A 23,845-nucleotide genomic window follows, 5' to 3' on the forward strand; every position below is an offset into this window, starting at 1 on the left:
CAGGGTGAAATTAAGAAATATTATGCATCAGCAAAATATCATTCTGGATTTGTGATCAACTGCGAAATTTATCGTAGATTTACGCCTCATTACGGCGCAGATTGCCTCAATCTGGTGCGTTTTTTGCTCGGTAACATGGCAGTAACGATAAAAGAAATTGGCGATACCACCGGCCGGAAGCAGCGAGCCACGTTAAATTCTGCTACTATCCCGTCACAATTCACCAGGTAAAGTGACTCCGACTATGAAATTTGTCTCTTTTAATATCAACGGCCTGCGCGCCCGCCCTCATCAACTGGAAGCCATCGTTGAAAAACATCAACCTGATGTGATTGGCCTGCAGGAGACAAAAGTTCACGACGATATGTTTCCGTTGGAAGACGTGGCTAAACTCGGTTACCACGTTTTCTACCACGGGCAAAAAGGCCACTACGGCGTGGCGCTGCTGACCAAAGCCGAGCCGATTGCGGTACACCGTGGTTTCCCGACCGACGACCCTGAAGCGCAGCGTCGTCTGATCATCGCCGAAGTCCCGTCACCGTTTGGTAACGTGACGGTGATGAACGGCTATTTCCCGCAGGGAGAGAGCCGTGACCATGAAACCAAATTCCCGGCCAAGACTAAGTTTTATCAGGATTTGCAGGACTATCTGGAAACCCGACTGAGTAAAGAGAACCCGGTGTTGATTATGGGCGACATGAACATCAGCCCGACCGACCTCGATATCGGGATTGGTGAAGACAGCCGTAAACGCTGGCTGCGCACCGGCAAGTGTTCGTTCCTGCCGGAAGAACGCGAGTGGATGCAGCGTCTGCTGGGCTGGGGTCTGGTGGATACGTTCCGTAATGCGAATCCGGAGACTAACGATCGTTTCTCGTGGTTTGACTACCGTTCCAAGGGGTTTGACGATAATCGTGGGCTGCGTATTGATTTGCTGTTGGCGAGCCAACCGCTGGCGGCGCACTGCGTGGAGACGGGGATTGATTATGAGATCCGTGGGATGGAGAAGCCGTCGGATCATGCGCCGGTGTGGGCGACGTTTAAATAGTTCTCGTTCGGTTTAGTGCCCTGTTGCGCTCCCTTCCAATGCTAGCCATATAAATTGCGCTGGCGCAGGGAGCGCGCAAGGGGCGGCCAATCGCCGCCGCCCCCTGCACCCCCGGGCTCTGGCGGCAAAATCGCCACTTCGTGGTTCCCTCAGCTTATTCCCTCCGGCTTCGGGTCGGGCGTGAGTTCACATCCATGTGAACCACGCCCTCAGCCCACATCCCTGTGGGCTGACCCGGCCTACGGGAAACGCTTCGGCGATTTAGACGCCACCAACACCAGAGCAGTTTTTTAGCCAACAGCAAAAACCTGAGTGACTGAAACGGCGGAGTCCCCGCTGGAAATCGGCGAGCCGAAGAATGGAAGACAAGGTCAGGACGCCATGGATGGCGGACTGAGGCGAACCGAGACAGGGATGTCGAGTTTCGCCGTGCTGCAGGCTGGAATTCGTAGGTGAGCGCAGTGCGAAGCACCGATTTCCCTGCGGGGCCGCGGGGATTGCGAAGGGGTGCGCGGCCGCACCCCTTCGCCCGTTCACCGGTGAAGGGACTTCATATTCCACCCAACGTAAAGTGAACGGAACCCCGCACCCAACCTGCAAACCACCCCCAAAAATTCTGAGCAAAATCAATAAACCAACGCTAAAATCTTGCAGTGTCCCCTAATCTATAATACCGTCGCGCGCACTTTTTCTTCCCACCAGGAGGACCCCCATGCAAAAGAAGTCACTACCCCACAGCCGCTAAGCTCCTGCTCATCGTCGCTGTCATCACCCTCCTGGTTATCCTGACCCACACTTTCGGCCTGACTGACCTGGTCACTAACCTCCGTCACCTGCAAACGCTCGTACGCGAGAGCGGCACGCCTGGCTACGCTATTTACATCGCCCTGTTCATTCTCGCCACGGTCTGCCTGCTGCCCGGCAGCGCACTGGTGCTCGTCGGAGGCATCGTCTTTGGCCCCTGGCTCGGCACCCTGCTCTCGCTCATTGCCGCCACCCTTGCCTCCGCAATCTCTTTCCTGCTGGCTCGCTGGCTTGGACGTTCACTACTCGTGAAATACGTCGGGCATACGACCACCTTTCAGGCTATAGAACGCGGTATCGCCCGCAGCGGCATCGACTTTTTGATTCTTACCCGACTCATCCCGCTCTTTCCCTACAACATTCAAAACTACGCCTACGGTCTGACCGCAATCCCGTTCTGGCCCTACACCCTGATTTCCGCGCTCACCACGCTACCGGGAATTTTTATCTACACGCTGATGGCGAGCGAACTGGCAACACACGGCCTGACGCTGGCATTCATCCTCAAACTGAGCCTCGCCGGGCTAGCGCTGTTTGCGCTGGTACAGGCCGCCAGATGTTATGCCCGACATAAACGCGTGGATCTCTCCGGAGAAGAGCGCTGATGCCTTCGCGCCGCGCCACGCTGTTTTTCCGCCTGCTGCTGCTCGCGGCAGGTATCGCGCTGCTGCTCGCCTGGTGGTGTATTCCGAGCGTGAAGGCTTTTATCGATCAGAGCCTGACCGCGTTTCTTAGCGTCGACCAGCAGGGCATTGAGCGGTTTATTCACTCCTACGGCTCACAGGCTGCCGCCGTCTCGTTTGTATTGATGATTTTTCAGGCCGTCGCTGCCCCGCTGCCCGCTTTTCTTATCACCTTCGCCAACGCGTCGCTGTTCGGCGCGTTCTGGGGCGCGGTGCTCTCGTGGACGAGTTCGATGGCCGGCGCCGCACTGTGCTTCTACATCGCTCGATTGATGGGGCGCGGCGTGGTCGAGAAGCTGACGGGAAAAATGGTGCTCAAAAGTATCGACGGCTTTTTTGAGCGCTATGGCAAGCACACCATTTTGATCTGTCGCCTGCTGCCCTTCGTCCCGTTCGACCCGGTGAGCTACGCCGCCGGACTAACGTCACTGCGCTTTCGCCACTTTTTTATCGCCACCGGTATCGGCCAGCTTCCCGCCACCATCGTCTATTCGTGGGTGGGCAGTCTGCTAACCGGAGGTACCTACTGGTTTATCACCGGGCTGTTTATTTTGTTTGCACTGACTATCGTTATCGTTGTCGCTAAGACGGTCTACCATGAACGACAAAAGAGGAATTCATGATGCCTTACCACGGAAAAACACATCGCCTGCGCAACGGCCTGCTCGGTCTTAGTATGCTGGCGCTGAGCCCATTTATGGCACACGCGCAAAGCTGGCAGCAGGTTGAAAGCGAAGCCAAAGGCCAGACCGTCTGGTTTAACGCCTGGGGTGGCGATGAAGCGGTGAACCACTATCTTGATTGGGTCAGCGCAGAGGTAAAACGCGATTACGCCATTAACCTGCGCATCGTCCACATTGCCGATGCCGCAGACACCGTAAAGCGCATTCAGACCGAGGCGCAGGCCGGGCGTAAAACCAACGGTTCGGTCGATTTGCTGTGGGTCAACGGCGAAAACTTCCGCGCGCTGAAAGAAGCTAATCTGCTGCGCACCGGCTGGGCGGAACAGTTGCCGAACTGGCGCTATGTTGATGTCAGCAAACCCGTTCAGGAAGATTTTTCGGTGCCCGTGGAAGGCGCGGAGTCTCCGTGGGGCAGCGCGCAGCTGACTTTTATCGCCCGCCAGCAGCAAACACCGCAGCCGCCAGACTCGGCACAGGCGCTGCTCGAATTTGCCAAAGCCCATCCCGGCACGGTGACCTACCCGCGCCCGCCGGACTTTACCGGCACCGCGCTATTGGAACAGCTGTTAATTGACCTCACCGCACAGCCCGATGCACTAAAGCAGCCGCCTGACGCGAAAACGTTCGCGACCGTAACCGCACCGCTATGGGCCTATCTTGATAAACTGCACCCTTACCTGTGGCGTAACGGCAAAGATTTCCCGCCTTCACCTGCGCGAATGGACACCATGTTGAGCAACGGTACGCTGCGCCTTTCTCTGACCTTTAACCCGATGCACGCGAAACAGAAGGTGGCAAAAGGTGAGCTGCCGAAGGACAGCTACAGTTTTGGCTTCCTGAGCGGCATGCTCGGCAACGTTCACTTTGTGACGATTCCCGCGAATGCCTCCGCGAGCGCGGGAGCACAGGTGGTGGCGAACTTCCTGCTGTCGCCTGAAGCTCAGCTTCGTAAAGCGGACCCGGCAATATGGGGCGACCCCAGCGTACTCGACCCGCAAAAGCTCAGCGGAGCACAGCAAAAAACGCTGCAATCGCTCATTCAGGAAAATACCCCAAAGGTACTGGCTGAGCCACACGCGGCCTGGGTAAATGCGCTGGAGCAGGAATGGCTGCGCCGTTACGGTACGCACTAACGCTGCTCTGCTGGGGCATGATGCTGACTATCTATCTGCCCCTGCTCCCTGCCGCAGGCATCATGGCGATGCCTGCATTTTCGTTCGCCCACTGGCAGTACCTGCTCAATGAACCGCAGCTGGCGCAAGCGCTCGCCGCTACGCTGGTTTCCACCCTGCTCGGCGTGGGCGGTGCGCTATTTCTGGCGCTGTTCGTTATCGCCACCCTTTGGCCCTCGGCCGGCTGGCAGCGGCTGGCATCTCGCCTTCCCTTGCTGCTGGCCTTACCACACGTCGCTTTTGCCACCTGCGCCCTGATACTGTTTGCTGAAGGCGGCGCACTTTATCGCCTGTTGCCGATTATCCAACCGGTTCAGGATCGCTATGGCATCGGGCTGGGGCTGGTCCTGGCGGTGAAGGAGAGCGGATTTTTGCTGTGGGTATGCTGGGGGCTGCTGGGTGAACGACGGCTGGCGGAACAGGTGGTGGTGTTTAAGAGCCTGGGCTATGGACGCGGGCAGTGTCTTACTCATATCATCTTGCCCGCGCTGGCCCCGGCGTTAAAAGTCGCGCTACTGGCGACGACGGCGTGGACACTCTCCGTGGTGGACGTAGCAGTCATTATCGGCCCCGGCAACCCGCCGACGCTGGCCGTCCTCGCCTGGCAATGGCTGAACTCAGCCGACCCGGGCGATCGGGCTAAAGGCGGCCTGGCCTGCCTGCTGTTACTGGCGCTGCTGGCCGCCATAACCGGAACCTGCAGGCTGATCGGGTCAAGATGGCAAGCGCGCGAGCCGCTTCCAACAGGTATTCGACACCCTGATTTTCCATTGCTGCCTGGACGGGTTATCGGCATCCTGCTGCCGTTCAGCGGACTTTTCTGCACCCTGTGCCTGGCCTGGTTCGCACATACGACATTTCCCAGTACTGACACGTTCAATAACAGCCTTGGGCTGGCGCTATTCTCGGCGTTAATCGGCGCAGGGGTCTGCCTACTGTGGCTCGAATGGGGGCCTTCATCTATGCCGATTTGGCTGACCCTGCCGTTGCTGCTCCCCGCGCTGCCGCTGGCAGCAGGGCAATATCAATTGGCACTTTATGGCTGGCTGGACGGGCAATTCGTCACGGTCATGTGGGGGCATCTGCTGTGGGTGGTACCGTGGATGCTTTTCGTGCTGCACCCTGCCTGGCAACAGATAGATACCCGCCAGATACTGCTAGCAAAAACGCTGGGCTGGGGGCACGGACGGATATTCCTGCGCCTGAAATGCCCGTTGATTATCCGGCCGATCCTCTCCGCGCTGGCCGTAGGCTTCTCCGTCAGCATCGCCCAGTACCTGCCAACGCAGTGGCTCGGCGGGGGGCGCGTGCCCACACTCACCACCGAAGCGGTCGCGCTCAGCAGCGGCGGCGTGACCGGGTCACTCGCGGCGCAGGCGCTGTGGCAACTCCTCCTGCCGATGGGTTTCTTTTTATTCACCGCGCTGCTGGCGCGTCGCATTGGCCATTACCGTCGAGGATTACGTTAATGTTGCAGGTCAAACACCTCACGCTTTCGCTCAATGGGCAGCCATTGCTGCGCGATATCCATTTCACCGCTCAACCCGGCGAGATAGTGACGCTCATGGGACCGTCGGGCTGTGGAAAATCGACGCTATTTTCATGGATGGTTGGCGCGCTGGACGGTGCCTTTCGCGCCCAGGGAGAACTGTGGCTTAACGGACAGCGCTGCGACACGCTGCCAACCGAGAAACGCCGTATCGGCGTGTTATTCCAGGATGCGCTGCTGTTTGACAACATGAGCGTTGGACAGAACCTCAGTCTGGCGCTGCCGGCAACCGTCGCACGGAAAGCGCGCCGCGACCGCGTTGAGCAAGCATTGGAGCATGTCGAACTCGGCGGGTTTTATCACCGTGACCCGGCAACGCTCTCCGGCGGTCAGCGCGCTCGTGTGGCGCTGCTTCGCGCCCTGCTGGCCGAGCCCGACGCGCTGCTGCTGGATGAACCGTTTAGCCGTCTCGATAAAACATTACGCGCAAATTTTCGCCAATGGGTTTTTGATGAACTGAGCCAGCAGCAGATCCCGGTCGTCCAGGTGACCCACGACCCGGACGATGTTCCTCCCCATGCCGCTTGTTTACAGCTTAGCGAGTTCCGCTGACGCGGGAAAAACTGCGTTAACGCAAGGTATTTACCCATCTGGAGGTTCAGAATAATGCTCCTTTTTTCCTCGTCGGATGATTTGATGAAACGTGTTTCTCAACTGACTGCGCTGGCCGTTGCCCTTGGCCTCGCCTCCTCTGTCTTTGCTGCTGAAACGGCAAAAACCTTAACTTTCACCCACCTGCTGCAGCAAAAAGGGACCGCCATTGATACGCGCCTGAGCGCCTTCTATAACGGCTGGCCACAGCAGGTTAACGGCACGCAGGGCCACGAACCGGGCGCATTGAACCTCTCCGCAAGCTGGCTCTCTTCGATGAACAACGAACAGCTTAGCGCGTGGGCACAGCAGCATCAGCTGAGTAAAACGACCGACATTGCGCTCTATGGCGACAGCAAAGACAACGAAGCGGTGGCCAAACGCCTGAAACAGGCCGGTTTCAGCAATATTTCCACGCTGAGCGATGCGCTGCAGCAGCCTGACCGTCTGCAAAAGCTGCCGCACTTTGAGCAGTTGGTCTACCCTCAGTGGCTGCATGATTTACAGCAGGGGAAAAACGTCCCGGCGAAACCCGCGGGCGACTACAAGGTCATTGAAGCCGCGTGGGGCGCGCCGAAGTTCTATCTGGTCAGCCATATTCCGAACGCGGGCTATATCGACACTAACGAAGTGGAAAGCGAGCCGCTGTGGAATAAAGTCTCTGACGATAAGCTTAAAGCGATGCTGGCAAAACACGGTATCCGCCATGACACCACCGTGATCCTTTACGGTCGCGATGTCTATGCCGCAGCGCGCGTCGCGCAGATTATGCTGTATGCGGGCGTGAAAGATGTACGTTTACTGGACGGCGGCTGGAAAACCTGGTCCGACGCGGGCCTGCCGGTAGAACGCGGTCTGCCAAAAGACGTGGCCCCGGCACCGGACTTCGGCGCACCCATCCCAGGCCAGCCGCAGCTGATGCTGAATATGGAACAGGCGCGCGGCCTGCTGCATCGCCAGGATGCGTCGCTGGTCAGCATTCGTTCGTGGCCGGAATTCATCGGCACCACCAGCGGCTACAGCTACATTAAGCCAAAAGGTGAGATTGCGGGCGCACGTTGGGGCCATGCGGGCAGCGACTCTACTCACATGGAAGACTTCCATAACCCAGACGGTACCATGCGCAGCGCAGATGATATTGCCGCGATGTGGAAGTCCTGGAATATTCTGCCAACCCAGCAGGTCTCCTTCTACTGCGGCACCGGCTGGCGCGCGTCTGAGACCTTTATGTACGCCCGTGCGATGGGCTGGCAGAACGTCAGCGTCTACGACGGCGGCTGGTACGAGTGGAGCAGCAACCCGAACAACCCTGTTTCCACCGGCGACCGCGGCCCGGACAGCGTTCGCTAATCCGTCATTTCATGACGCTGGAGGTTTTTCAGCGTCATGTACCCTCCCCACACCCGATTAAACGTCGTCATCCAGCACAGCGCGCCAAACACCCACGCCATCCACGCGAACCACGCCGGAAACAAACAGCCCAGTACAAACAGCAGAATCGTCTCGGAGCCTTCAGTTAAGCCGCCAAGGTAATACAACGATTTGTGCGCGTAGCCCGGATTATCAATCTGATGCTTTGCCGCCAGCGCCGCAAACGCCAGAAAGCTGCTGCCGGTGCCCATAAAGGCGAAGAGCAGCCAGCCGCCCGCGAGGGCATTAGCCGCGGGATCTGCCAGCATAAAGCCGAACGGCACCAGCGCGTAAAACAGAAAATCGAGGGCGATATCAAGGAATCCTCCGGCATCCGTCAGCCCGCGTCGGCGCGCCAGCGCACCATCAAGGCCGTCGAGCAGACGGTTAACCACAATCGCCACCAGCGCTGCGCCATACCAACCCAGCGCCAGGAACGGCAGTGCCAACACACCGATGGCAAAGCCCATTAACGTGATGCCGTCGGCGGAAATACCCGGCCTATCTAACGCTTGGGCGGCCCGGTTGAGCAGCGGCTTCAGGCGGGGATGCAGGTGCTTATCTAGCATGTGAATCTCCATCCGTGCTGCACAGCCCTTGTGACGGGATCTCCAGCGCGGCGTTAAAGCGCGCGGACAAATTCTGGAACGCTACCAGCGCGGTCATCTCGGTTATCTGCCCATCTGAAAAGTGACAGTGTAACGATGTTTTTTGCTCATCGGATACGCGCGGCGGCGTAGCCGTTACCGCATCCGCATAGCCCAGCGCTGCACGCTCGGCAGGAGAAAAAAGCGTCGAGGTGTGCCAGTCAGCGAGCGCCAGCACTTTATCCATCGCCCCGCTACGCTGCGCCAGACGCAAGCTGTTGGCATCAATACAGAATGCGCAATCACACTGCTGGGAAACCCGGGTCATCAACAGCGCCCGAAGCGTAGGGTCCAGGCGCGCTTTTTTACGCTCCAGATAGCCAACGAACAACGCCACTAACCAGAACAATCGCGGTATTCGCCCCCACCAGCGGGTTGGGTTCAATACGCTACCGTAATGTTTCTGCTGCATAGCAACGATGGGTTTTAAACTGAGGGGTAACTGACTGAGCGGCTGCACCCAGGGTTGTTTATTTTTCACCCGGAGACTCCTGCAAGGCTTTAGCTGACAACAAAGCAGCGATAATATGGCATTCCCTTTATCACGTCTTTGACCGCTATGCTGAAAACCATTGATGTTGTTGCCGCCATTATCGAACAAAACGGCAAAATTCTGCTTGCCCAGCGCCCACCTCATGCCGATCAGCCGGGGCTGTGGGAGTTTGCGGGCGGAAAAGTGGAAACAGGAGAAACGCAGCCAGAAGCGCTGGTACGCGAACTGCGCGAAGAGTTAGCCATTCATGCCTGGCCTGCCTATTACGTTGCCAGCCACCAGCGCGAGGTATCCGGGCGGATTATCCATCTCCACGCCTGGTACGTTCCGCGCTTTGACGGTGAAATCATCGCCCGTGAACACAGCGCACTGGCGTGGTGTACGCCGCAGGAGGCGTTAAGCTACGCATTAGCTCCCGCCGACATACCGTTGCTTCACGCGTTTATGGCTTTACCCGCCGCCACACGAGCGGATTCGTGCTGATGGTTTTTTCATCGCGCTGGCACTGTAACAGCACGCCTTCCGCTTTGATAACCGCCCCTTCAGAGTAGTTCTGATTTTCATAAATACAGCATTGAGCGCACGGCTGCGCCCGCTGGGTGGTGTTGCTGTTGCTGAACACCTCCGGCGGAACGTTGACTTCCAGCTGAGGCCGGGCCTGCGCCGCATGACAAAACAGCGCCAGTGCGCCCGCAATCCAGAACGTTTTCATCCCTTAATCTCCTGAAAAATCATCTCTTAATACTATCGACCAAAATCGGGGCTAACTTAAATTTTTTACATCATCGCTTTTAGTTATGACCCCACCCCAAATATTAATTTTATTTCGCTCCCGGAATTTACTTGTCATCCGTTAGCCAGGTAATGATATAGTCGAAAAATGCCACTTTATTAAACACAACCATAACAACTACATACGATCACAACCATAAGAGGTGCTTATATTTATGGATCAGGTTTGCTCCCTCAATAACTTCCTGGCTCATGTTCAACAACGCGACCCACACCAGACCGAGTTTGCTCAGGCTGTCCGCGAAGTCATGACAACCCTCTGGCCGTTCCTGGAACAGAACCCGCGCTATCGCCAGCTTTCCCTGCTGGAGCGATTAGTTGAGCCTGAGCGTGTTATTCAATTCCGCGTCGTGTGGGTAGACGACCGTAATCAGGTACAGGTTAACCGCGCATGGCGCGTGCAGTTCAGTTCGGCGATTGGGCCGTACAAAGGGGGAATGCGCTTCCACCCGTCGGTAAACCTCTCTATTCTCAAATTCCTCGGCTTCGAACAGACCTTCAAAAACGCCTTGACCACCCTGCCTATGGGCGGCGGTAAAGGCGGTTCTGACTTCGATCCGAAAGGCAAAAGCGAAGGCGAAGTGATGCGCTTCTGCCAGTCGCTGATGACCGAACTCTATCGTCATCTGGGCTCCGACACAGACGTACCGGCAGGCGATATCGGCGTGGGTGGCCGTGAAGTCGGCTTTATGGCCGGGATGATGAAAAAACTCTCTAACGACACCGCCTGCGTGTTCACCGGTAAAGGCCTCTCTTTCGGCGGCAGCCTGATTCGCCCGGAAGCCACCGGCTATGGTCTGGTGTACTTTACTGAAGCGATGCTTAAGCGTCATGGTCTGGGCTTTGAAGGTATGCGTGTCGCCGTTTCCGGTTCCGGTAACGTGGCGCAGTATGCTATCGAAAAAGCAATGGAGCTGGGCGCGCGCGTCGTGACCGCTTCTGATTCCAGCGGCACCGTGGTAGATGAAGCAGGCTTCACCACCGAGAAGCTGGCGCGCCTGTGCGAAATCAAAGCCAGCCGCGACGGTCGCGTGGCCGATTACGCGCGCGAGTTTGGTCTGGTGTATCTGGAAGGCCAGCAGCCGTGGAGCGTTCCGGTAGATATCGCTCTGCCATGTGCGACCCAGAACGAACTGGACGTTGATGCCGCCCGCGTGCTGATTGCTAACGGTGTGAAAGCCGTGGCGGAAGGCGCCAACATGCCAACCACCATCGAAGCAACCGACCTGTTCCTCGAAGCGGGCGTACTGTTCGCACCGGGTAAAGCAGCGAATGCCGGTGGCGTGGCAACGTCTGGTCTGGAAATGGCGCAGAACGCGGCACGCATGAGCTGGAAAGCAGAGAAAGTGGATGCACGTCTGCACCATATCATGCTGGATATCCACCACGCCTGCGTTGAGCACGGCGGTGAAGCAGCGCAAACTAACTATGTTCGCGGCGCGAACATCGCTGGCTTCGTGAAAGTCGCCGATGCAATGCTGGCTCAGGGTGTGATTTAATCTCGCGAGTTTTCCCGGCGTCGTTTCACTCGTCCGGGCTACCAATGCAACAACATGTAGCCCGGTCGTACAGAATGCGACCCCGGGATTTTTAACACAAGACTTAACGCGGGTACGCCGCCAACAGCTTATCCAGCCCGCCACAGAGCAGCTCACCGCGCCAGCCGGAAATCATCTCCGGAGCCGTGTTACGTGGCTTCAACTGCCAGTGCCAGTTCAGCAACTGGTTAATCTGACGACGGGATGCCAGCATTTCAGGACTGACGTCATTCGCCTGCCCCACTTCCTGCACCAGCGCCTTAATTTCTTTAAATACCTTGCGATAGCCCGGCATATCCATCAGGTTCAACAGCGGTTCTGGCAGCGCGTCATCCGGCAGCGCTTGTGCTTTCTCCACGAGACTAATCAGCGTTTTACCGTGGAAGCGAATCTCACTGCCCGACAGCCCCAGGCTGTCCAGTTCACCCAGGCTGCCCGGCATATAGCGCGCCACGCTCCACAGGTGCTCTTCACGGACCACAAAGTTTACCGCCAGGTCGCGCTCGCGCGCTTTACGCAGACGCCAGTCCGCCAGCAGTTGCAGGCACGCCAGTTGACGCGTACGCAGCTGCCAGGCGTTGGTTATGTCACGCCATGCATCAGCGGGGTCGGTCACTTCCTGACGGCGCTGCTGCATCAAATGGCATTCATTAAGCGCCCAGTCCAGTCGCCCGGCCTGTTCGGTTTCCGCCATCAGCTTGTGGGCGATAGGCAGCAGATACCAGACGTCCGCAGCGGCATAGTCGCACTGGCGCGTCGTCAAGGGGCGAGCAAGCCAATCGGTGCGTGATTCACTTTTATCCAGCTCAACGCCGGAATACTCCGCGACCATCGGCGCGAAGCCCCAGGACATAGGGCGGCCACAGAAGGCTGCCAGCACCTGGGTATCAATAAGCGGCTGCGGCATGGAACCGAAGGTGTTCATAAACACTTCCAGGTCTTCACTGCCCGCATGCAGGAATTTGGTGATGTTACGGTCTTGCAAAATCGCCTGCAGCGGCGACCAGTCGGTAATGTTCAGAGGATCAATCAGCGCCGTACGTTCGCCGTCAAAAAGCTGAATCAGCCCCAACTGCGGATAATAGGTGCGGGTGCGGACAAACTCGGTGTCCAGCGCCACGGCGGTGGTCTGACGAACCGCATCGCACAGGGTGCTGAGTTCGTCGTTGGTAGTGATCATCTGATAGTTCAATTCGTACTCTCTTAGATTGCGCCAAAAAAAACGCCAGCTGAGCTGGCGTTTGGCATCATGACTCGTGACTTATCCCTTATTGTCCACTTTGGCGCGGGCTTCGTCACGTAATTCTCGTCTCAAAATTTTACCGACGTTCGACTTCGGCAATTCCTGACGAAATTCAACCAGTTTCGGGACCTTGTAGCCGGTAAGCTGGCGACGACAGAAGGTAATCAGCGCCTCTTCAGTCAGGCTTTCATCCTTCTTGACTACGAAAATCTTCACCGCTTCACCGCTATTGCCGGACGGCACGCCCACGGCGGCCACTTCCAGCACGCCGGTGTGCTGCATCACCACGTCTTCAATTTCATTTGGATAGACGTTGAAGCCGGAGACCAGAATCATATCTTTTTTACGGTCAACGATGCGCAGGAAGCCTTCATCGTCCATCACCGCGATATCGCCGGTATGCAGCCAGCCATCTTTGATGATTTCGGCGGTAGCGTCAGGACGCTGCCAGTAGCCTTCCATCACCTGCGGCCCTTTCACACACAGCTCGCCCGGCTGACCCGCGGGCACTTCATTATCGTCGTCATCCACCAGCTTCACGTCGGTAGACGGCACCGGCAGGCCAATGCTGCCGCTGTGGTAGTCGATATCGTGCGGGTTCACGCTCACCAGCGGCGCGCATTCGGTCAAGCCGTAGCCTTCCAGCAGATACTGCCCGGTCAGCTTCACCCAGCGTTCAGCTACCGCGTGATTCACCGGCATCCCGCCGCCTGCGGAGAGGTGCAGGGTTGAGAAATCCAGCTGCTGGAACTCTTTATTGTTCAGCAGCGCGTTAAACAGGGTGTTCACCCCGGTCATCGCGGTGAACGGGTATTTGCCGAGCTCTTTCACCAACCCCGGAATATCGCGCGGGTTGGTGATGAGAATATTTTTACCGCCCAGTTCAATAAACAGCAGGCAGTTCATGGTCAGCGCGAAAATGTGGTACAGCGGCAGCGCGGTGATGACGACTTCTTTACCCTCGTGCAGCAGCGGTCCGTAGGTCGCTTTCACCTGCTCGAGGTTCGCCAGCATGTTGCGGTGGGTCAGCATCGCCCCTTTCGCCACGCCCGTCGTCCCGCCGGTATATTGCAGGAAAGCGATGTCGTCAGCCTTCACTACCGGCTTCACGTACTGCAGGCGGTAGCCGTTATGCAGCGCGCTGCGGAACGAAATCGCGTCCGGCAGATTGTATTTCGGCACCAGACGTTTGATGTATTTGACCACGAAGTTCACCAGCGTGCCTTTCGCCGTGGAGAGCTGGTCGCCCATCCGGGTAAGGATCACGTGCTTCACCGAGGTTTTGTCGACCACTTTTTCCAGGGTATGGGCAAAGTTGGAGACAATCACGATAGCCTGCGCGCCGCTGTCGTTCAGCTGGTGTTCCAGCTCGCGGGGCGTGTACAGCGGGTTAACGTTCACCACGATCATCCCGGCACGCAAAATACCAAACAGCGCGACCGGGTATTGCAGCAGGTTAGGCATCATCAGCGCGACGCGGTCGCCCTGCTTCAACCCCAGCCCGTGCTGGAGATAAGCAGCAAAGGCGCGGCTGCGCTCTTCGAGCTTACGGAAGGTCATGACTTCGCCCATGTTGACGAAGCCAGGCTGGTCGGCAAAGCGCGTTGCCGAGTGTTCGAACAGTTCCACCAGGGATTGATAACGGTCAGGATTGATCTCTGCCGGGACGTCAGCAGGATAACGGTTGAGCCAAACCTTTTTCAAAGCATCACCTCTAAAATACGTATTCGTCGTCATCGCAACCCCAAATGATAAACTTTCATTAACATTATATTAACTCAGCGTACCAGTTTAAGAATTAATCAGAATTAAGGTTGCGAAGCGCGTCACTCTTTATTTTTTTTATATCCATTACAACGAAGAAACAGCGGGCTAGCCGCTGTTTCTTTTTTGTCTGCTTTACATCAGATCTTATTCAGTTACGACGTTCCGGACTTCAGCGGGGCCGCTGTTATACCATCCCCAACCGCCGTAACCGTAGTTCCAGGGGCGTGGACCAAACATCCACGGGTCGATAGGCTGCGGCGGCATCACGACCTGCTGGGCCACATGCCAGCGCTTGTAACCCGTCGCTTTCATCTGCAGGAAGGTGTATTTGGTGGTACCGACTTTACCGTCAACGGTGCCAACAATCGGCCCCACTACCGTGACCAATTGACCACGGAAATCTACCGGGTCGAGGAAGCCGTTCACGTCAGCATAGATACGCCCGCGCGAGGCTTCGCCCAGAATCGGACGCGCGCCGCTATCGAGCGGTACGGTTGCGATTTCCAGACGGGTGTTGCCCTGCTGGTTTTCAATACCCACGACGGTGCCGCCAAAACGCGACTCCTGCCCGACGTACAGCTGCGGTGCAGCCATTACCCGCACCAGATCCTGCTGCGGCGTTGGGCTGCTGCCCTGAATGGCATCCGGCACGCTGACGCAGCCGCCTAACGCGAAAGCGATAAGCCCCACTGCGGCTCCACGAATCACAAAATTTTTACCTGCCATGATGCTGCTCCTGATTTTTACGCTCTCTATCTACTGAGATTCATTCACGGCCAGGAAGTTTCTTCCACGCAACGTTGTTACGTAAATAAACCGGTTCCGCTTTATCCACGGCGACGGTTTTGCCCTGCTCCAGCATCGCACAGGCAATAGGCAGCATATCTTCGGCTTCGGGTAACGTGACGTTGCCGTCTACCAGCGTCGCGTTCGCGCTCTGCGCCATATCAGGCCAGGCCGCCCAACCGGTGCCGACGGTTGCCCATTCGCCGCTGAGTTCGGCCAGACGTTGTTGCACCGCTTCCGGCTTCAGCACCGCTTCGCTCTCTTCGCCGTGCCAGACGCCATTTTCATCACGCTGGTATTCGGCCCAGTAGACTTCGCCCATACGCGCGTCGATAGCTGCCAGCACGCGGGTCGCGCCCTGCTTACGCCAGGCGCCCTGCGCCATGGTGGCGAGGGTCGATACGCCGATCATCGGCAGCTCTGCGCCCAGCGCCAGACCTTGTGCAATACCAATGCCGATACGCACGCCGGTAAAGCTGCCCGGCCCACGGCCGAACGCCAGCGCGTCGAGGTCGGTCAGGCTGACGCCACCTTGAGTGAGGATATCCTGCACGATAGGCAGGATACGTTGGGTGTGTTCCCGTGGGCAAAGCTCGAAGTGGGCACAGGTGTTGCCATCATTCCACAGAGCAGCCGAGCAGGCTTCCGTGGCGGTATCGATAGCCAGAATTCGCATGGTTAGTCGCGCTCTCGATCAACAAAATGGCGCGCATCTTACCACACTTTGCTCCGCATTACCGCGTCGATGACAGCGCCAGGAATCGCGTCGCCCGTCGAATATCGCGGGTGCGCGGCGCGGGCGGCAGGCTGGCGAGGAAGGTTGCGCCGTAAGGACGCATCACCAGGCGGTTGTCGCAAATCACCAGCACGCCGCGATCGTCAACGTCGCGAATCAATCGTCCTACGCCCTGCTTGAGGGTAATCACCGCGTCCGGTAGCTGTACCTCTTCAAACGGGTCACCGCCGCGCAGACGGCAGTCTTCCATGCGCGCTTTCAGCAGCGGGTCGTCCGGTGAAGTGAACGGCAGCTTATCGATGATAACCAGCGACAGCGCGTCACCGCGCACATCGACCCCTTCCCAGAAGCTGCTGGTCGCCACCAGCAGGGCGTTACCGGCGCTGACAAACTGCTGAAGCAGTTGGCCTTTGCTGGTTTCCCCCTGCAAAAGCACCGGCAGCGTCATGGTCGCGCGGAACTGTTCGGCGAGGTCACGCATCATGGCGTGCGAGGTACAGAGCATAAAGCAGCGCCCGTCATTGGCCTCAATCAGCGGTTTCAGCATCGCCGCCAGATGACGCGCGGCCCCCGGTTGATTCGGCAGCGGCAGGTTGCGCGGCACGCACAAGAGTGCCTGGGTGGCGTAGTCAAACGGGCTCGGCAGCAGCATAGACTCCGCCGCTTCAATGCCGAGGCGTTCAGTAAAGTGGTGCAGGTCGTCGTTTACCGACAGCGTCGCCGAGGTAAAGATCCAGCTGCCCGGTTTGGCCGCCATCACCTCTTTGAATTTGTCCGCCACGGTGAGCGGCGTCAGCGCCAGCGTAAAGTGACGCGAGTTGCATTCGTACCAGTAGCTGTAGCCGGGCTTATTGATCTCTTTGAGGCGCTTTAAGCGGGCGCGATACAGGGTCGCACGTTCGAAAGCGGCATCGAGCAAGGCGGAGCGGCCAAGCGACAGCTTCGCCACGTCGTAGCACAGTTCGAGCGCATCATCGAGCAGCAGCAGCGAGCGCTGCACGGCGGTTTCTGCCAGCAGTTCACGCAGGTTGCCGCGATAGCCTGGGTCACCCACCTGCAAACGGAAATCCTGAGTGGCCTGCGCCAGACGGTCGGCGCATTTTTGCAGCTGCTGGGTATCTTTTAGTTCGGTACGGTAGGCAATGACCACGTCTTTGGCGAGGTCCAGCAACTGGCGGCTGGAGAGCGATTGACCAAAATACTGGCTGGCGATATCCGGGAGTTGGTGTGCTTCATCGAAGATCATCACGTCGGCTTCGGGGATAAGCTCGCCGAAGCCGCTCTCTTTTACCACCATGTCAGCGAGGAACAGGTGATGGTTGACCACCACCACGTCGGCATCCATCGCCTTTTTACGCGCCTTCACCACGAAACAGTCCTGATACTGCGGGCAGTCGCTGCCCAGGCAGTTATCGTTGGTGCTGGTGACCAGCGGCCAGGCCTGAGAATCTTCTGCCACGCTGACGCAGGTACTGATGTCGCCATCCACCGTCTGGTTAGCCCAGCTGCGCAGCAAAATAACGTCGCTGAGGGTTTGTACCGGCAGGTCGCCGCCCGCCATCGCCTGCTGTTCTAGACGTTCGAGGCAGAGGTAGTTTGAGCGCCCTTTCAGCAGCGCCAGCTTGCCGCTAAAGCTAAGCGCGGTGGCGACGGTCGGCAGGTCGCGGCTGTAGAGCTGATCCTGCAATGCCTTCGAGCCGGTTGAGATAATGGCTTTTTTCCCCGAGCGCAGCGCAGGGGCAAGATAAGCGTAGGTTTTCCCGGTCCCGGTCCCCGCTTCTACCACCAGCGGCTGACCGTTATCAATCGCCTTCGCGACGGCGTGCGCCATCTGACGCTGCGGTTCACGCGGTTTAAAGCCGGTTATCGCCTGCGCTAGCTGGCCATCTTCTGCAAAATCGTCCGTCACATTACCCCCTGGAAAAATTCCCAGTGATTATGTCAGGCGAACCCCGCTTATGCCAGTCGAAGTCGTGACGCGGCGTCGACATTGTGGCAGTCTTAGCGCGTTTACGTGATGTTAAAAGGAAAATGAAATGACAATTGTACGTATTGATGCCGAAGCTCGTTGGTCTGATGTCGTCATCCATAACAATACGCTGTACTACACCGGCGTACCGGCAAACCTGGACGCCGATGCGTTTGAGCAAACGGCAAATACGCTGGCGCAGATTGATGCGGTGCTGGAAAAACAGGGCAGCGATAAGTCGCGTATTCTCGACGCCACCATTTTTCTGCCTGACGGCGATGATTTCGCCGCCATGAACAAAGCGTGGGATGCCTGGGTAGTTGCCGGTCACGCGCCGGTGCGTTGCACCGTGCAGGCAAAGCTGATGAACCCGAAATATAAGGTTGAGATTAAGATTATCGCCGCGGTGTAATTCGGTATACCGTGCCTCCCCGGGGTCGGTGAGGCACGGTATCTGTAGGCCGGATAAGGCGGCACGCCGCCATCCGGCAACGTGCGCCTGATGGCGCTGCGCTTATCAGGCCTACAATCCCGGACACCACATCAGCTGCTCTTTCAACTGTAGCGTCTCCTGCGGCAAGCACTTCAGCACGTCACGATAGCTCGCCGACTGCTTCGGATACCCGCGCACCGTCTGTAACAACACCCGCAGCGCGCTATCCCAGACAATCCCCTGCAAATCACTGTACGGCCACAGATCCGGCTCGCGAATAAATGGCACCAGGTAATCGATCCCCTGCTTCACCCCACGTCCGTCACGAATGTGGTTCCAGCGATCGAACTCGACGTGCTCGGCATAGCGGTTAAGCAACAGATGCGCTTCGAGGTTAAACAGCGAATAGTGGAACGGAATGGTACGCTCCAGCTCCATCGTCTGCTTGCCGTCCTGATCAATCTGCGCCGCCATGCGCTGGGTGATCCCCTGCTCAATAATCCGCGCGGCCAGCCCTTTATCACCGTAAAACAACGCATTGACCGCACGCTGGGCGTCGTACCAGGTACCGTGGTTATTGTGCCAGACGTATTCAGAGTGGCCGATGTCGCTGTAGTACATCCAGTGGTTAAAGTCGCGGAACCACTGGTGCAGACCGATGATATCATCGGTATCCAGCACGCTAGCCGCGTTGATCAGCCCGATAGTATCGACCACCATCCACAGCAGACAGGTGTCGATAAGCCCGGTTCCGCGCCCGGACACTATGCCAGGGATCGCCTGTCCGTAGTTCAGGTGCGGGTTCATGCGCGTGTCGCCGTCGAGGAACCAGCAGCGGATCTGCGTGGCGGCGGCCTGCGCGTACTGACGCTGGCCGGTGAAGTACCACGCCAGCCCCAGCGTCAGGCAGCGCTCGCACATGCGGATGATGCGCGAGGTATCGGTATCGTTATTCTCACACTGCGGGTTGATATGCCCGTCGCGGCGAATGTAAGGCAGCCCGTTGGGCCGCCGTGGGTTTGGCCACCAGTAGGTGCCCAGACTGTAGTAATCGTGCGCATCACCGCTCGCCGGGCGCAGCTTTTTATGCACCACGCTTTCCGGTGGCTCGCGCTTAAGCAAATCCGCTTCAGCCACCAGCTTGCTGAGGGCCAGCTGCAGCGGCGAAAACGGCTGCTTCAGGCCCGCACGGGCATTTTCCAGACAGGTTTCATCAAGGGTGTACAGCTTCATCGCCACCTTATTGGCCCTCCTGGCACGCTATGCGCAGGCCGCTTTGCGCATCAAACAAATGCACGCCGGAGAGCTTCGGCTGAAGCCAGATAGCGTCACCCTCTTTCACCGCCAGACGCTGCTTAAACACCGAGGTAAATGCCCCGCCGCCGGTATCGCAGAACAGCTGCATATCCGAACCGGTATTTTCCACCGCCGTCACCTTCGCCGCCAACGCATCGTCGCGGGCTTCGTGTACCACGTTGACCTGCTCCGGACGAATGGCGTACACCACCTGTTGACCGTCGGTCACCTGGAGTCCTACCGGCAACGCCAGCAGCGATCCATCTTTCAGGCGCAGGTTGGTCGTATTGCCGGTGAGCACCACCTCTCCTCGTAGCTGGTTAATCTCCGGCGAGCCGATAAACCCGGCGACGAACAGGTTGGCCGGCTGGTCGTACAGCTCCAGCGGCGTGCCCGCCTGTTCAATGCGCCCGTCGCGCAGCACCACGATCATCTGCCCCATGGTCATCGCTTCAATTTGATCGTGGGTGACGTACACAGAGGTCGTTTTCAGGCGACGATGCAGTTCGCGAATTTCACCGCGCACCTGAGTACGCAGCTTGGCGTCAAGGTTCGACAGCGGTTCATCAAACAGGAACACCTGCGGTTTACGCACAATGGCGCGCCCCATCGCTACACGCTGACGTTGGCCGCCGGAGAGATCTTTTGGCAGACGCTCCAGCAGCGGTTCCAGCCCCAGCAGCGCCGCCGCTTCATCAACTTTCTGTTTGATTTCCGTTTTCGGCAGTCGCGCCATCTTCAGCGCAAAGCCCATGTTTTCGCGCACCGTCATCTGCGGGTAGAGCGCATAGCTCTGGAATACCATCGCGATATCGCGCAGTTTCGGCTCCACTTCGGTGACATCACGTTCGTTGATATGCACTTCCCCGGCGGAAATCTCCTCCAGACCGGCAATCATGCGCAGCAGCGTCGATTTCCCGCAGCCGCTCGGCCCCACCAGCACGCAGAACTCGCCGTCAGGAATAGTCAGCGACACATCTTTAATGACGTGAGCATCACCGTATGATTTGCGCACGCTATTTAATACAACAGATCCCATCGGTAACCCCTTATCCTTTGACCGCGCCGGACATGATCCCGCGGTTGAAATGTTTTTGCAGACCCAGATAGACGATGATGCTTGGCAGCATCGCCAGTAGCGTAATGGCGATAAAAATGTTCGGCGTGATGCTCTCATCGGTACGCAGCGTGCCGAGAATGACCGGAATGGTGTTCAGGCTGTCCTGGTTCACCACAATCAGCGGCAGCAAGTACTGGTCCCAAATCATAATGAAGCCGAAGGTCACCACGGTACCGAGCGCCGGTTTCACCAGCGGCAGAATGACGTGGAAGAAAATCTGCCACTCGTTCGCGCCGTCGATACGTGCCGCCTCTTCCAGCTCTTTCGGGATAGCTGACATAAATTCGGTCAGCACGAAGATGGAAAAGGCCCAACCCACCACCGGCAGAATCATGCCGAGATAGCTGTTGTAGAGCGACGCATCGATAAACGGCAGCCGCCAGTTGATAATCATGTACAGCGGAATGGCGATAACCTCTTCCGGCAGCATCATGGTGGATAAAATCACCAGGCTGACCAGCGCCACGCCGCGAAACTTCTTACGGGCCAGGGCGTAGGCCGCCAGCGCGCTGACCGACACCTGCAAAATGGTGCCGAAGAACACCACCAGAATGGAGTTCAGCAGATACTGCCAGACGCCGATATCCATCCACGCAAAGATGAAGTTTTCAAACGAGAACTGATTCGGCCAGGCCAGCAGTTCACCCGGCTTCACCGGCGCTCCGCTAAAGGCGGTAGCAACAATGCCCCAGAACGGCCCAACGAAGACAATCAGCAGCAGCGCGTAGATGCACCAACGCCCTGCGGTATCCCAACGTTTACTCAACATCACGGCTCCTTAGTAACGTGCGATACGTTTTTTCAGCGTCAAATGACAAATGGTTAAGATTACGGTGAAGGTAAACAGCAGGAACGACACCGCCGAGGCATAGCCATAGTCAAACTGCTCAAAGCCCAGCTTATAGATATGGGTCATGACCATTTCCGTGGCGTTAGACGGCCCACCGCCGGTGGTGGCATACACCTCGGCAAACACACGGAAGCCACGAATAAAGGAGAGCATCAGCACCACCGACAGCGCCGGGATCATCCCAGGCAGCGTCACGTAGCGCAGACGGTTCCACCAGTTCGCGCCGTCGACGTTCGAGGCGTCGTACAGGTCACGACTGATACCCGCCAGACCGGCGATAAAAATCACCATGTTGTAGGGCACCGCTTTCCAGATATGCAGCAGCATGATGACACCGAGCGCCTGGTCAGAACTGGCAAGGAACCCCTGGTCAGCCACGCCAAACCAGCTGAGAATGTGGTTCACCACGCCGTTTGGCGTTGGGTTGAACAGAATGCGCCACATCTCCGCGACGATCGCCGCACTGGTCACCGCCGGTAAGAAGATAGCGGTGCGAATAAAGCGCAGGTGGCGTGCGGGGCCTTCCAGCAACATCGCAAGGAAGAAGGCCAGAATGGCGGCCGCGAACATGGTCACGACCACGTAAAGCAGCGTGTTCACCACCGCCGCGTGCAGCTCCACGTCGGCAAAGGCGCGGGTAAAGTTGTCGAACCCGACCCACTCATCCGGCTGATTAAAGTTGACCTTGTAAAAGCTCATCACCAGACCCTGAATCATCGGGATGAACTTAAACCAGCTAAAGATAATCAGCGCCGGGGCCAGGAACAGCCACGGAATCAGCGCCCGCTTGCGTTTTGCCGTCAGCCAGCCGGTCGCGTCAGGCGAAGCGGCTTGCTTTAGCGGCGCGGACTTCGTCTCATGCAGCGTCATTACTTACTCCTTCTCACTTAGCCAGCACGTTTTGTTTTTCCAGCTCGGCGTTCACCTTCACGTCGGCCGCCTTCAGCTCAGCGCTGATATTGCTATTACAGTCGGCGAAGATACGGTTAAAGCCATCGGCCGCCACCTGGCGTACCGGGGTCCAGTTAGGGATCTGCGGCACGTAGCGGCCCTGCTCGTTGTAGAGTTTGGCGAAGGTTTCCCAGCGCGCATCCTGATAGACGGCTTGCACATCAACGTTCTTATTCACCGGCAGACGCACCACCGGAATATGCTGGCTGCCTTTGCCCATGCCTATCTCCTGACCTTCCGCTGAGATAATAAATTCGATGAATTTGCGCGCCGCCTCCTTCTGCTTGCTGCTCTTCATCATAAAGACGGTGGTCCCTTCGGCGAGCGTGGCTTCGCCTTTTGGCCCAATGACCGGTACGACTTCAAAGTTATCTTTGCCCGGGTCTTTATCAAAGAGCGCAATGTGGTACGGGCCGCTAAAGAACATGCCGCTTTGTCCAGAGCGGAACGATGGGATAACGTCGGCGGTGGTGGCGTTAATCGCCCCCGGCTGGGTCACTTTTTCGCACATCATAGTGCGCATAAAGGTCATCGCCTGGGCCACTTCTGGGGTATCGAGCGACGCGCTGAATTTGCCGTTGTTCTCTTTGACGAAATCCCCGCCCGCCTGCCAGATAAAGCTACTCATAAACCAGCTGGCGTAGCCGCGCGTGGTAGAGGCCGGAACGATAAAGCCGTAGGTGTCGTTTTTACCGTTACCGTCCGGGTCCTGGGTGGTGAAGGCTTTAGCCAGTTTCTGGATATCGTCCCAGCTTTTCGGCTGCGGCAGGCCCAGCTTCTCGCGCCAGTCTTTGCGTACAAACAGCGCGAAGGTTTGCGCAGACGTTGGCACACCGTAGTATTTTCCGTCGATGTAGCGGGTACTGTTCCAGGCTGTCTGGTAAAGCTGGTCGCCGCCGCTGATGGCTTTCGGGTCTATCTCATCGGCAATGCCGAGTTGAATAAACTGACCGAGCGAAGCTGCATCGTTGAAGATCAGATCCGGTAAGGCATTGCCCGCCGTTGCGCGCGCCAGCCGCTGTTCAAAGTCAGTGGTGGCATTGAAATACTCAATCTTAATGCCGGTCTTCTCTTCAAACTTCTCGGCTTCTTGTTTGTAGATATTTTTGGAATCGTTGCTCGCGCGGATCCAAACGTTAAGGGTCGTGGCGGCGTAACTTTGCCCGATACCCAGTCCCAGAGCGGAAAGAAGTAATAATGAACGTAATTTATTCGCAGACATGATTGCATATCCTTTATTGTGTAGGGCACAAAGATAATTAAATTCTCACCAAACGCATTTCC

At 57.5% G+C, this 23,845-nt stretch carries 24 protein-coding genes; 10 read left to right on the top strand and 14 right to left on the bottom strand.

The window, feature by feature from the left end:
• Positions 1-244 precede the first annotated feature (244 nt).
• Entirely contained in the window at positions 245-1,048 is an 804-nt protein-coding gene (gene xthA / locus MY052_RS13785; protein WP_035897757.1) for an exodeoxyribonuclease III, read from the top strand.
• A gap of 665 nt (positions 1,049-1,713) precedes the next feature.
• On the opposite strand, the gene MY052_RS13790 is transcribed toward xthA, so the two are convergent.
• On the bottom strand, positions 1,714-1,881 hold the full coding sequence (locus MY052_RS13790) for a hypothetical protein (RefSeq protein ID WP_202215891.1): 168 nt from the start codon (positions 1,879-1,881) through the stop codon (positions 1,714-1,716).
• Here MY052_RS13790 and MY052_RS13795 point away from each other — a divergent pair.
• The 6 genes from MY052_RS13795 (at position 1,804) to MY052_RS13820 (ending at position 7,880) form a co-directional block, all read left to right on the top strand.
• Positions 1,804-2,457 carry a TVP38/TMEM64 family protein gene (locus tag MY052_RS13795; protein WP_248538944.1) on the top strand — a complete coding sequence of 218 codons (654 nt, stop codon included), beginning with the start codon at positions 1,804-1,806 and terminating at the stop codon, positions 2,455-2,457. The genes MY052_RS13790 and MY052_RS13795 overlap by 78 nt on opposite strands.
• Positions 2,457-3,158 carry a TVP38/TMEM64 family protein gene (locus MY052_RS13800; RefSeq protein ID WP_248537202.1) on the top strand — a complete coding sequence of 234 codons (702 nt, stop codon included), beginning with the start codon at positions 2,457-2,459 and terminating at the stop codon, positions 3,156-3,158. Before MY052_RS13795 ends, MY052_RS13800 begins: the two co-directional genes overlap by 1 nt.
• On the top strand, positions 3,158-4,351 hold the full coding sequence (locus tag MY052_RS13805; protein WP_414627540.1) for an ABC transporter substrate-binding protein: 1,194 nt from the start codon (positions 3,158-3,160) through the stop codon (positions 4,349-4,351). Before MY052_RS13800 ends, MY052_RS13805 begins: the two co-directional genes overlap by 1 nt.
• Complete coding sequence (locus MY052_RS13810; RefSeq protein ID WP_248537203.1) at positions 4,324-5,859, top strand: ABC transporter permease subunit; 1,536 nt, start codon at positions 4,324-4,326, stop codon at positions 5,857-5,859. The genes MY052_RS13805 and MY052_RS13810 overlap by 28 nt, the downstream gene beginning before the upstream one ends.
• Positions 5,859-6,491: an ATP-binding cassette domain-containing protein gene (locus MY052_RS13815; protein ID WP_248537204.1), complete on the top strand. Its 633-nt coding sequence runs from the start codon at positions 5,859-5,861 to the stop codon at positions 6,489-6,491. Before MY052_RS13810 ends, MY052_RS13815 begins: the two co-directional genes overlap by 1 nt.
• An 84-nt stretch (positions 6,492-6,575) precedes the next feature.
• Complete coding sequence (locus tag MY052_RS13820; RefSeq protein WP_248537205.1) at positions 6,576-7,880, top strand: rhodanese-like domain-containing protein; 1,305 nt, start codon at positions 6,576-6,578, stop codon at positions 7,878-7,880.
• On the opposite strand, the gene MY052_RS13825 is transcribed toward MY052_RS13820, so the two are convergent.
• Positions 7,877-8,509 (bottom strand): CDP-alcohol phosphatidyltransferase family protein, encoded by a 633-nt coding sequence (locus tag MY052_RS13825; protein ID WP_248537206.1) that lies wholly within the window; start codon positions 8,507-8,509, stop codon positions 7,877-7,879. The genes MY052_RS13820 and MY052_RS13825 overlap by 4 nt on opposite strands.
• A complete protein-coding gene (locus MY052_RS13830; RefSeq protein ID WP_248537207.1) occupies positions 8,499-9,068 on the bottom strand; it encodes a carboxymuconolactone decarboxylase family protein in 570 nt (189 codons plus the stop codon). Before MY052_RS13830 ends, MY052_RS13825 begins: the two co-directional genes overlap by 11 nt.
• A gap of 78 nt (positions 9,069-9,146) precedes the next feature.
• On the opposite strand from MY052_RS13830, the gene MY052_RS13835 reads away from it, so the two are divergent.
• Entirely contained in the window at positions 9,147-9,563 is a 417-nt protein-coding gene (locus tag MY052_RS13835) for a pyrimidine (deoxy)nucleoside triphosphate diphosphatase (protein ID WP_248537208.1), read from the top strand.
• Here the strand turns inward: MY052_RS13835 and MY052_RS13840 are convergent.
• Positions 9,523-9,792 (bottom strand): YnjH family protein, encoded by a 270-nt coding sequence (locus MY052_RS13840; protein WP_248537209.1) that lies wholly within the window; start codon positions 9,790-9,792, stop codon positions 9,523-9,525. The genes MY052_RS13835 and MY052_RS13840 overlap by 41 nt on opposite strands.
• Positions 9,793-10,027: 235 nt before the next feature.
• Here MY052_RS13840 and gdhA point away from each other — a divergent pair, with 235 nt between their 5' ends.
• Positions 10,028-11,371: an NADP-specific glutamate dehydrogenase gene (gene gdhA, locus MY052_RS13845; RefSeq protein ID WP_035895378.1), complete on the top strand. Its 1,344-nt coding sequence runs from the start codon at positions 10,028-10,030 to the stop codon at positions 11,369-11,371.
• Between the two features lie 103 nt (positions 11,372-11,474).
• Here the strand turns inward: gdhA and rnd are convergent, their stop codons facing one another.
• The 5 genes from rnd to MY052_RS13870 form a co-directional block, all read right to left on the bottom strand.
• Entirely contained in the window at positions 11,475-12,590 is a 1,116-nt protein-coding gene (gene rnd, locus MY052_RS13850; protein WP_035895405.1) for a ribonuclease D, read from the bottom strand.
• An 81-nt stretch (positions 12,591-12,671) separates the two neighbouring features.
• Positions 12,672-14,357: a long-chain-fatty-acid--CoA ligase FadD gene (fadD, locus tag MY052_RS13855; RefSeq protein WP_123651447.1), complete on the bottom strand. Its 1,686-nt coding sequence runs from the start codon at positions 14,355-14,357 to the stop codon at positions 12,672-12,674.
• Between the two features lie 207 nt (positions 14,358-14,564).
• On the bottom strand, positions 14,565-15,146 hold the full coding sequence (locus tag MY052_RS13860) for a Slp/YeaY family lipoprotein (protein ID WP_248537210.1): 582 nt from the start codon (positions 15,144-15,146) through the stop codon (positions 14,565-14,567).
• A 40-nt stretch (positions 15,147-15,186) separates the two neighbouring features.
• Positions 15,187-15,882: a tRNA (adenosine(37)-N6)-threonylcarbamoyltransferase complex dimerization subunit type 1 TsaB gene (gene tsaB, locus MY052_RS13865; protein ID WP_035895390.1), complete on the bottom strand. Its 696-nt coding sequence runs from the start codon at positions 15,880-15,882 to the stop codon at positions 15,187-15,189.
• A gap of 58 nt (positions 15,883-15,940) precedes the next feature.
• On the bottom strand, positions 15,941-17,851 hold the full coding sequence (locus tag MY052_RS13870; protein WP_035895392.1) for a DNA repair helicase YoaA: 1,911 nt from the start codon (positions 17,849-17,851) through the stop codon (positions 15,941-15,943).
• 127 nt (positions 17,852-17,978) lie between these two features.
• Between MY052_RS13870 and MY052_RS13875 the strand changes: the two genes are divergently transcribed.
• Entirely contained in the window at positions 17,979-18,323 is a 345-nt protein-coding gene (locus tag MY052_RS13875) for a RidA family protein (RefSeq protein ID WP_035895394.1), read from the top strand.
• A 111-nt stretch (positions 18,324-18,434) separates the two neighbouring features.
• On the opposite strand, the gene MY052_RS13880 is transcribed toward MY052_RS13875, so the two are convergent.
• Genes MY052_RS13880 through MY052_RS13900 form a run of 5 tightly spaced genes read right to left on the bottom strand, consistent with a single transcriptional unit; the run spans position 18,435 to position 23,783 of the window.
• Positions 18,435-19,577, bottom strand: a complete 1,143-nt coding sequence (locus tag MY052_RS13880) for an alginate lyase family protein (RefSeq protein WP_248537211.1) — start codon at positions 19,575-19,577, stop codon at positions 18,435-18,437.
• A 7-nt stretch (positions 19,578-19,584) separates the two neighbouring features.
• Positions 19,585-20,679 carry an ABC transporter ATP-binding protein gene (locus tag MY052_RS13885; protein WP_248537212.1) on the bottom strand — a complete coding sequence of 365 codons (1,095 nt, stop codon included), beginning with the start codon at positions 20,677-20,679 and terminating at the stop codon, positions 19,585-19,587.
• 10 nt (positions 20,680-20,689) lie between these two features.
• Positions 20,690-21,529 (bottom strand): carbohydrate ABC transporter permease, encoded by an 840-nt coding sequence (locus MY052_RS13890; RefSeq protein WP_115074719.1) that lies wholly within the window; start codon positions 21,527-21,529, stop codon positions 20,690-20,692.
• Between the two features lie 9 nt (positions 21,530-21,538).
• Positions 21,539-22,480 (bottom strand): carbohydrate ABC transporter permease, encoded by a 942-nt coding sequence (locus MY052_RS13895; protein ID WP_081918560.1) that lies wholly within the window; start codon positions 22,478-22,480, stop codon positions 21,539-21,541.
• Between the two features lie 13 nt (positions 22,481-22,493).
• Positions 22,494-23,783 carry an ABC transporter substrate-binding protein gene (locus MY052_RS13900; RefSeq protein ID WP_248537213.1) on the bottom strand — a complete coding sequence of 430 codons (1,290 nt, stop codon included), beginning with the start codon at positions 23,781-23,783 and terminating at the stop codon, positions 22,494-22,496.
• Positions 23,784-23,845 lie beyond the last annotated feature (62 nt).

The sequence above is a fragment of the Kluyvera ascorbata genome (assembly GCF_023195735.1).
In the GTDB taxonomy this organism is placed as follows: Bacteria; Pseudomonadota; Gammaproteobacteria; order Enterobacterales; family Enterobacteriaceae; genus Kluyvera; species Kluyvera ascorbata.

What these genes read in the sequence shown, in the direction of transcription:
- gdhA (WP_035895378.1), top strand. Translation starts at nt 10,028, where the DNA reads ATGGATCAGGTTTGCTCCCTCAATAACTTCCTGGCTCATGTTCAACAA.
- MY052_RS13840 (WP_248537209.1), bottom strand. Translation starts at nt 9,792, where the DNA reads ATGAAAACGTTCTGGATTGCGGGCGCACTGGCGCTGTTTTGTCATGCG.
- xthA (WP_035897757.1), top strand. Translation starts at nt 245, where the DNA reads ATGAAATTTGTCTCTTTTAATATCAACGGCCTGCGCGCCCGCCCTCAT.
- MY052_RS13800 (WP_248537202.1), top strand. Translation starts at nt 2,457, where the DNA reads ATGCCTTCGCGCCGCGCCACGCTGTTTTTCCGCCTGCTGCTGCTCGCG.
- MY052_RS13875 (WP_035895394.1), top strand. Translation starts at nt 17,979, where the DNA reads ATGACAATTGTACGTATTGATGCCGAAGCTCGTTGGTCTGATGTCGTC.
- MY052_RS13885 (WP_248537212.1), bottom strand. Translation starts at nt 20,679, where the DNA reads ATGGGATCTGTTGTATTAAATAGCGTGCGCAAATCATACGGTGATGCT.
- MY052_RS13810 (WP_248537203.1), top strand. Translation starts at nt 4,324, where the DNA reads ATGGCTGCGCCGTTACGGTACGCACTAACGCTGCTCTGCTGGGGCATG.
- rnd (WP_035895405.1), bottom strand. Translation starts at nt 12,590, where the DNA reads ATGATCACTACCAACGACGAACTCAGCACCCTGTGCGATGCGGTTCGT.
- MY052_RS13815 (WP_248537204.1), top strand. Translation starts at nt 5,859, where the DNA reads ATGTTGCAGGTCAAACACCTCACGCTTTCGCTCAATGGGCAGCCATTG.
- MY052_RS13890 (WP_115074719.1), bottom strand. Translation starts at nt 21,529, where the DNA reads ATGTTGAGTAAACGTTGGGATACCGCAGGGCGTTGGTGCATCTACGCG.
- MY052_RS13805 (WP_414627540.1), top strand. Translation starts at nt 3,158, where the DNA reads ATGCCTTACCACGGAAAAACACATCGCCTGCGCAACGGCCTGCTCGGT.
- MY052_RS13820 (WP_248537205.1), top strand. Translation starts at nt 6,576, where the DNA reads ATGAAACGTGTTTCTCAACTGACTGCGCTGGCCGTTGCCCTTGGCCTC.
- MY052_RS13825 (WP_248537206.1), bottom strand. Translation starts at nt 8,509, where the DNA reads ATGCTAGATAAGCACCTGCATCCCCGCCTGAAGCCGCTGCTCAACCGG.
- MY052_RS13900 (WP_248537213.1), bottom strand. Translation starts at nt 23,783, where the DNA reads ATGTCTGCGAATAAATTACGTTCATTATTACTTCTTTCCGCTCTGGGA.
- MY052_RS13860 (WP_248537210.1), bottom strand. Translation starts at nt 15,146, where the DNA reads ATGGCAGGTAAAAATTTTGTGATTCGTGGAGCCGCAGTGGGGCTTATC.
- tsaB (WP_035895390.1), bottom strand. Translation starts at nt 15,882, where the DNA reads ATGCGAATTCTGGCTATCGATACCGCCACGGAAGCCTGCTCGGCTGCT.
- MY052_RS13835 (WP_248537208.1), top strand. Translation starts at nt 9,147, where the DNA reads ATGCTGAAAACCATTGATGTTGTTGCCGCCATTATCGAACAAAACGGC.
- MY052_RS13880 (WP_248537211.1), bottom strand. Translation starts at nt 19,577, where the DNA reads ATGAAGCTGTACACCCTTGATGAAACCTGTCTGGAAAATGCCCGTGCG.
- MY052_RS13895 (WP_081918560.1), bottom strand. Translation starts at nt 22,480, where the DNA reads ATGACGCTGCATGAGACGAAGTCCGCGCCGCTAAAGCAAGCCGCTTCG.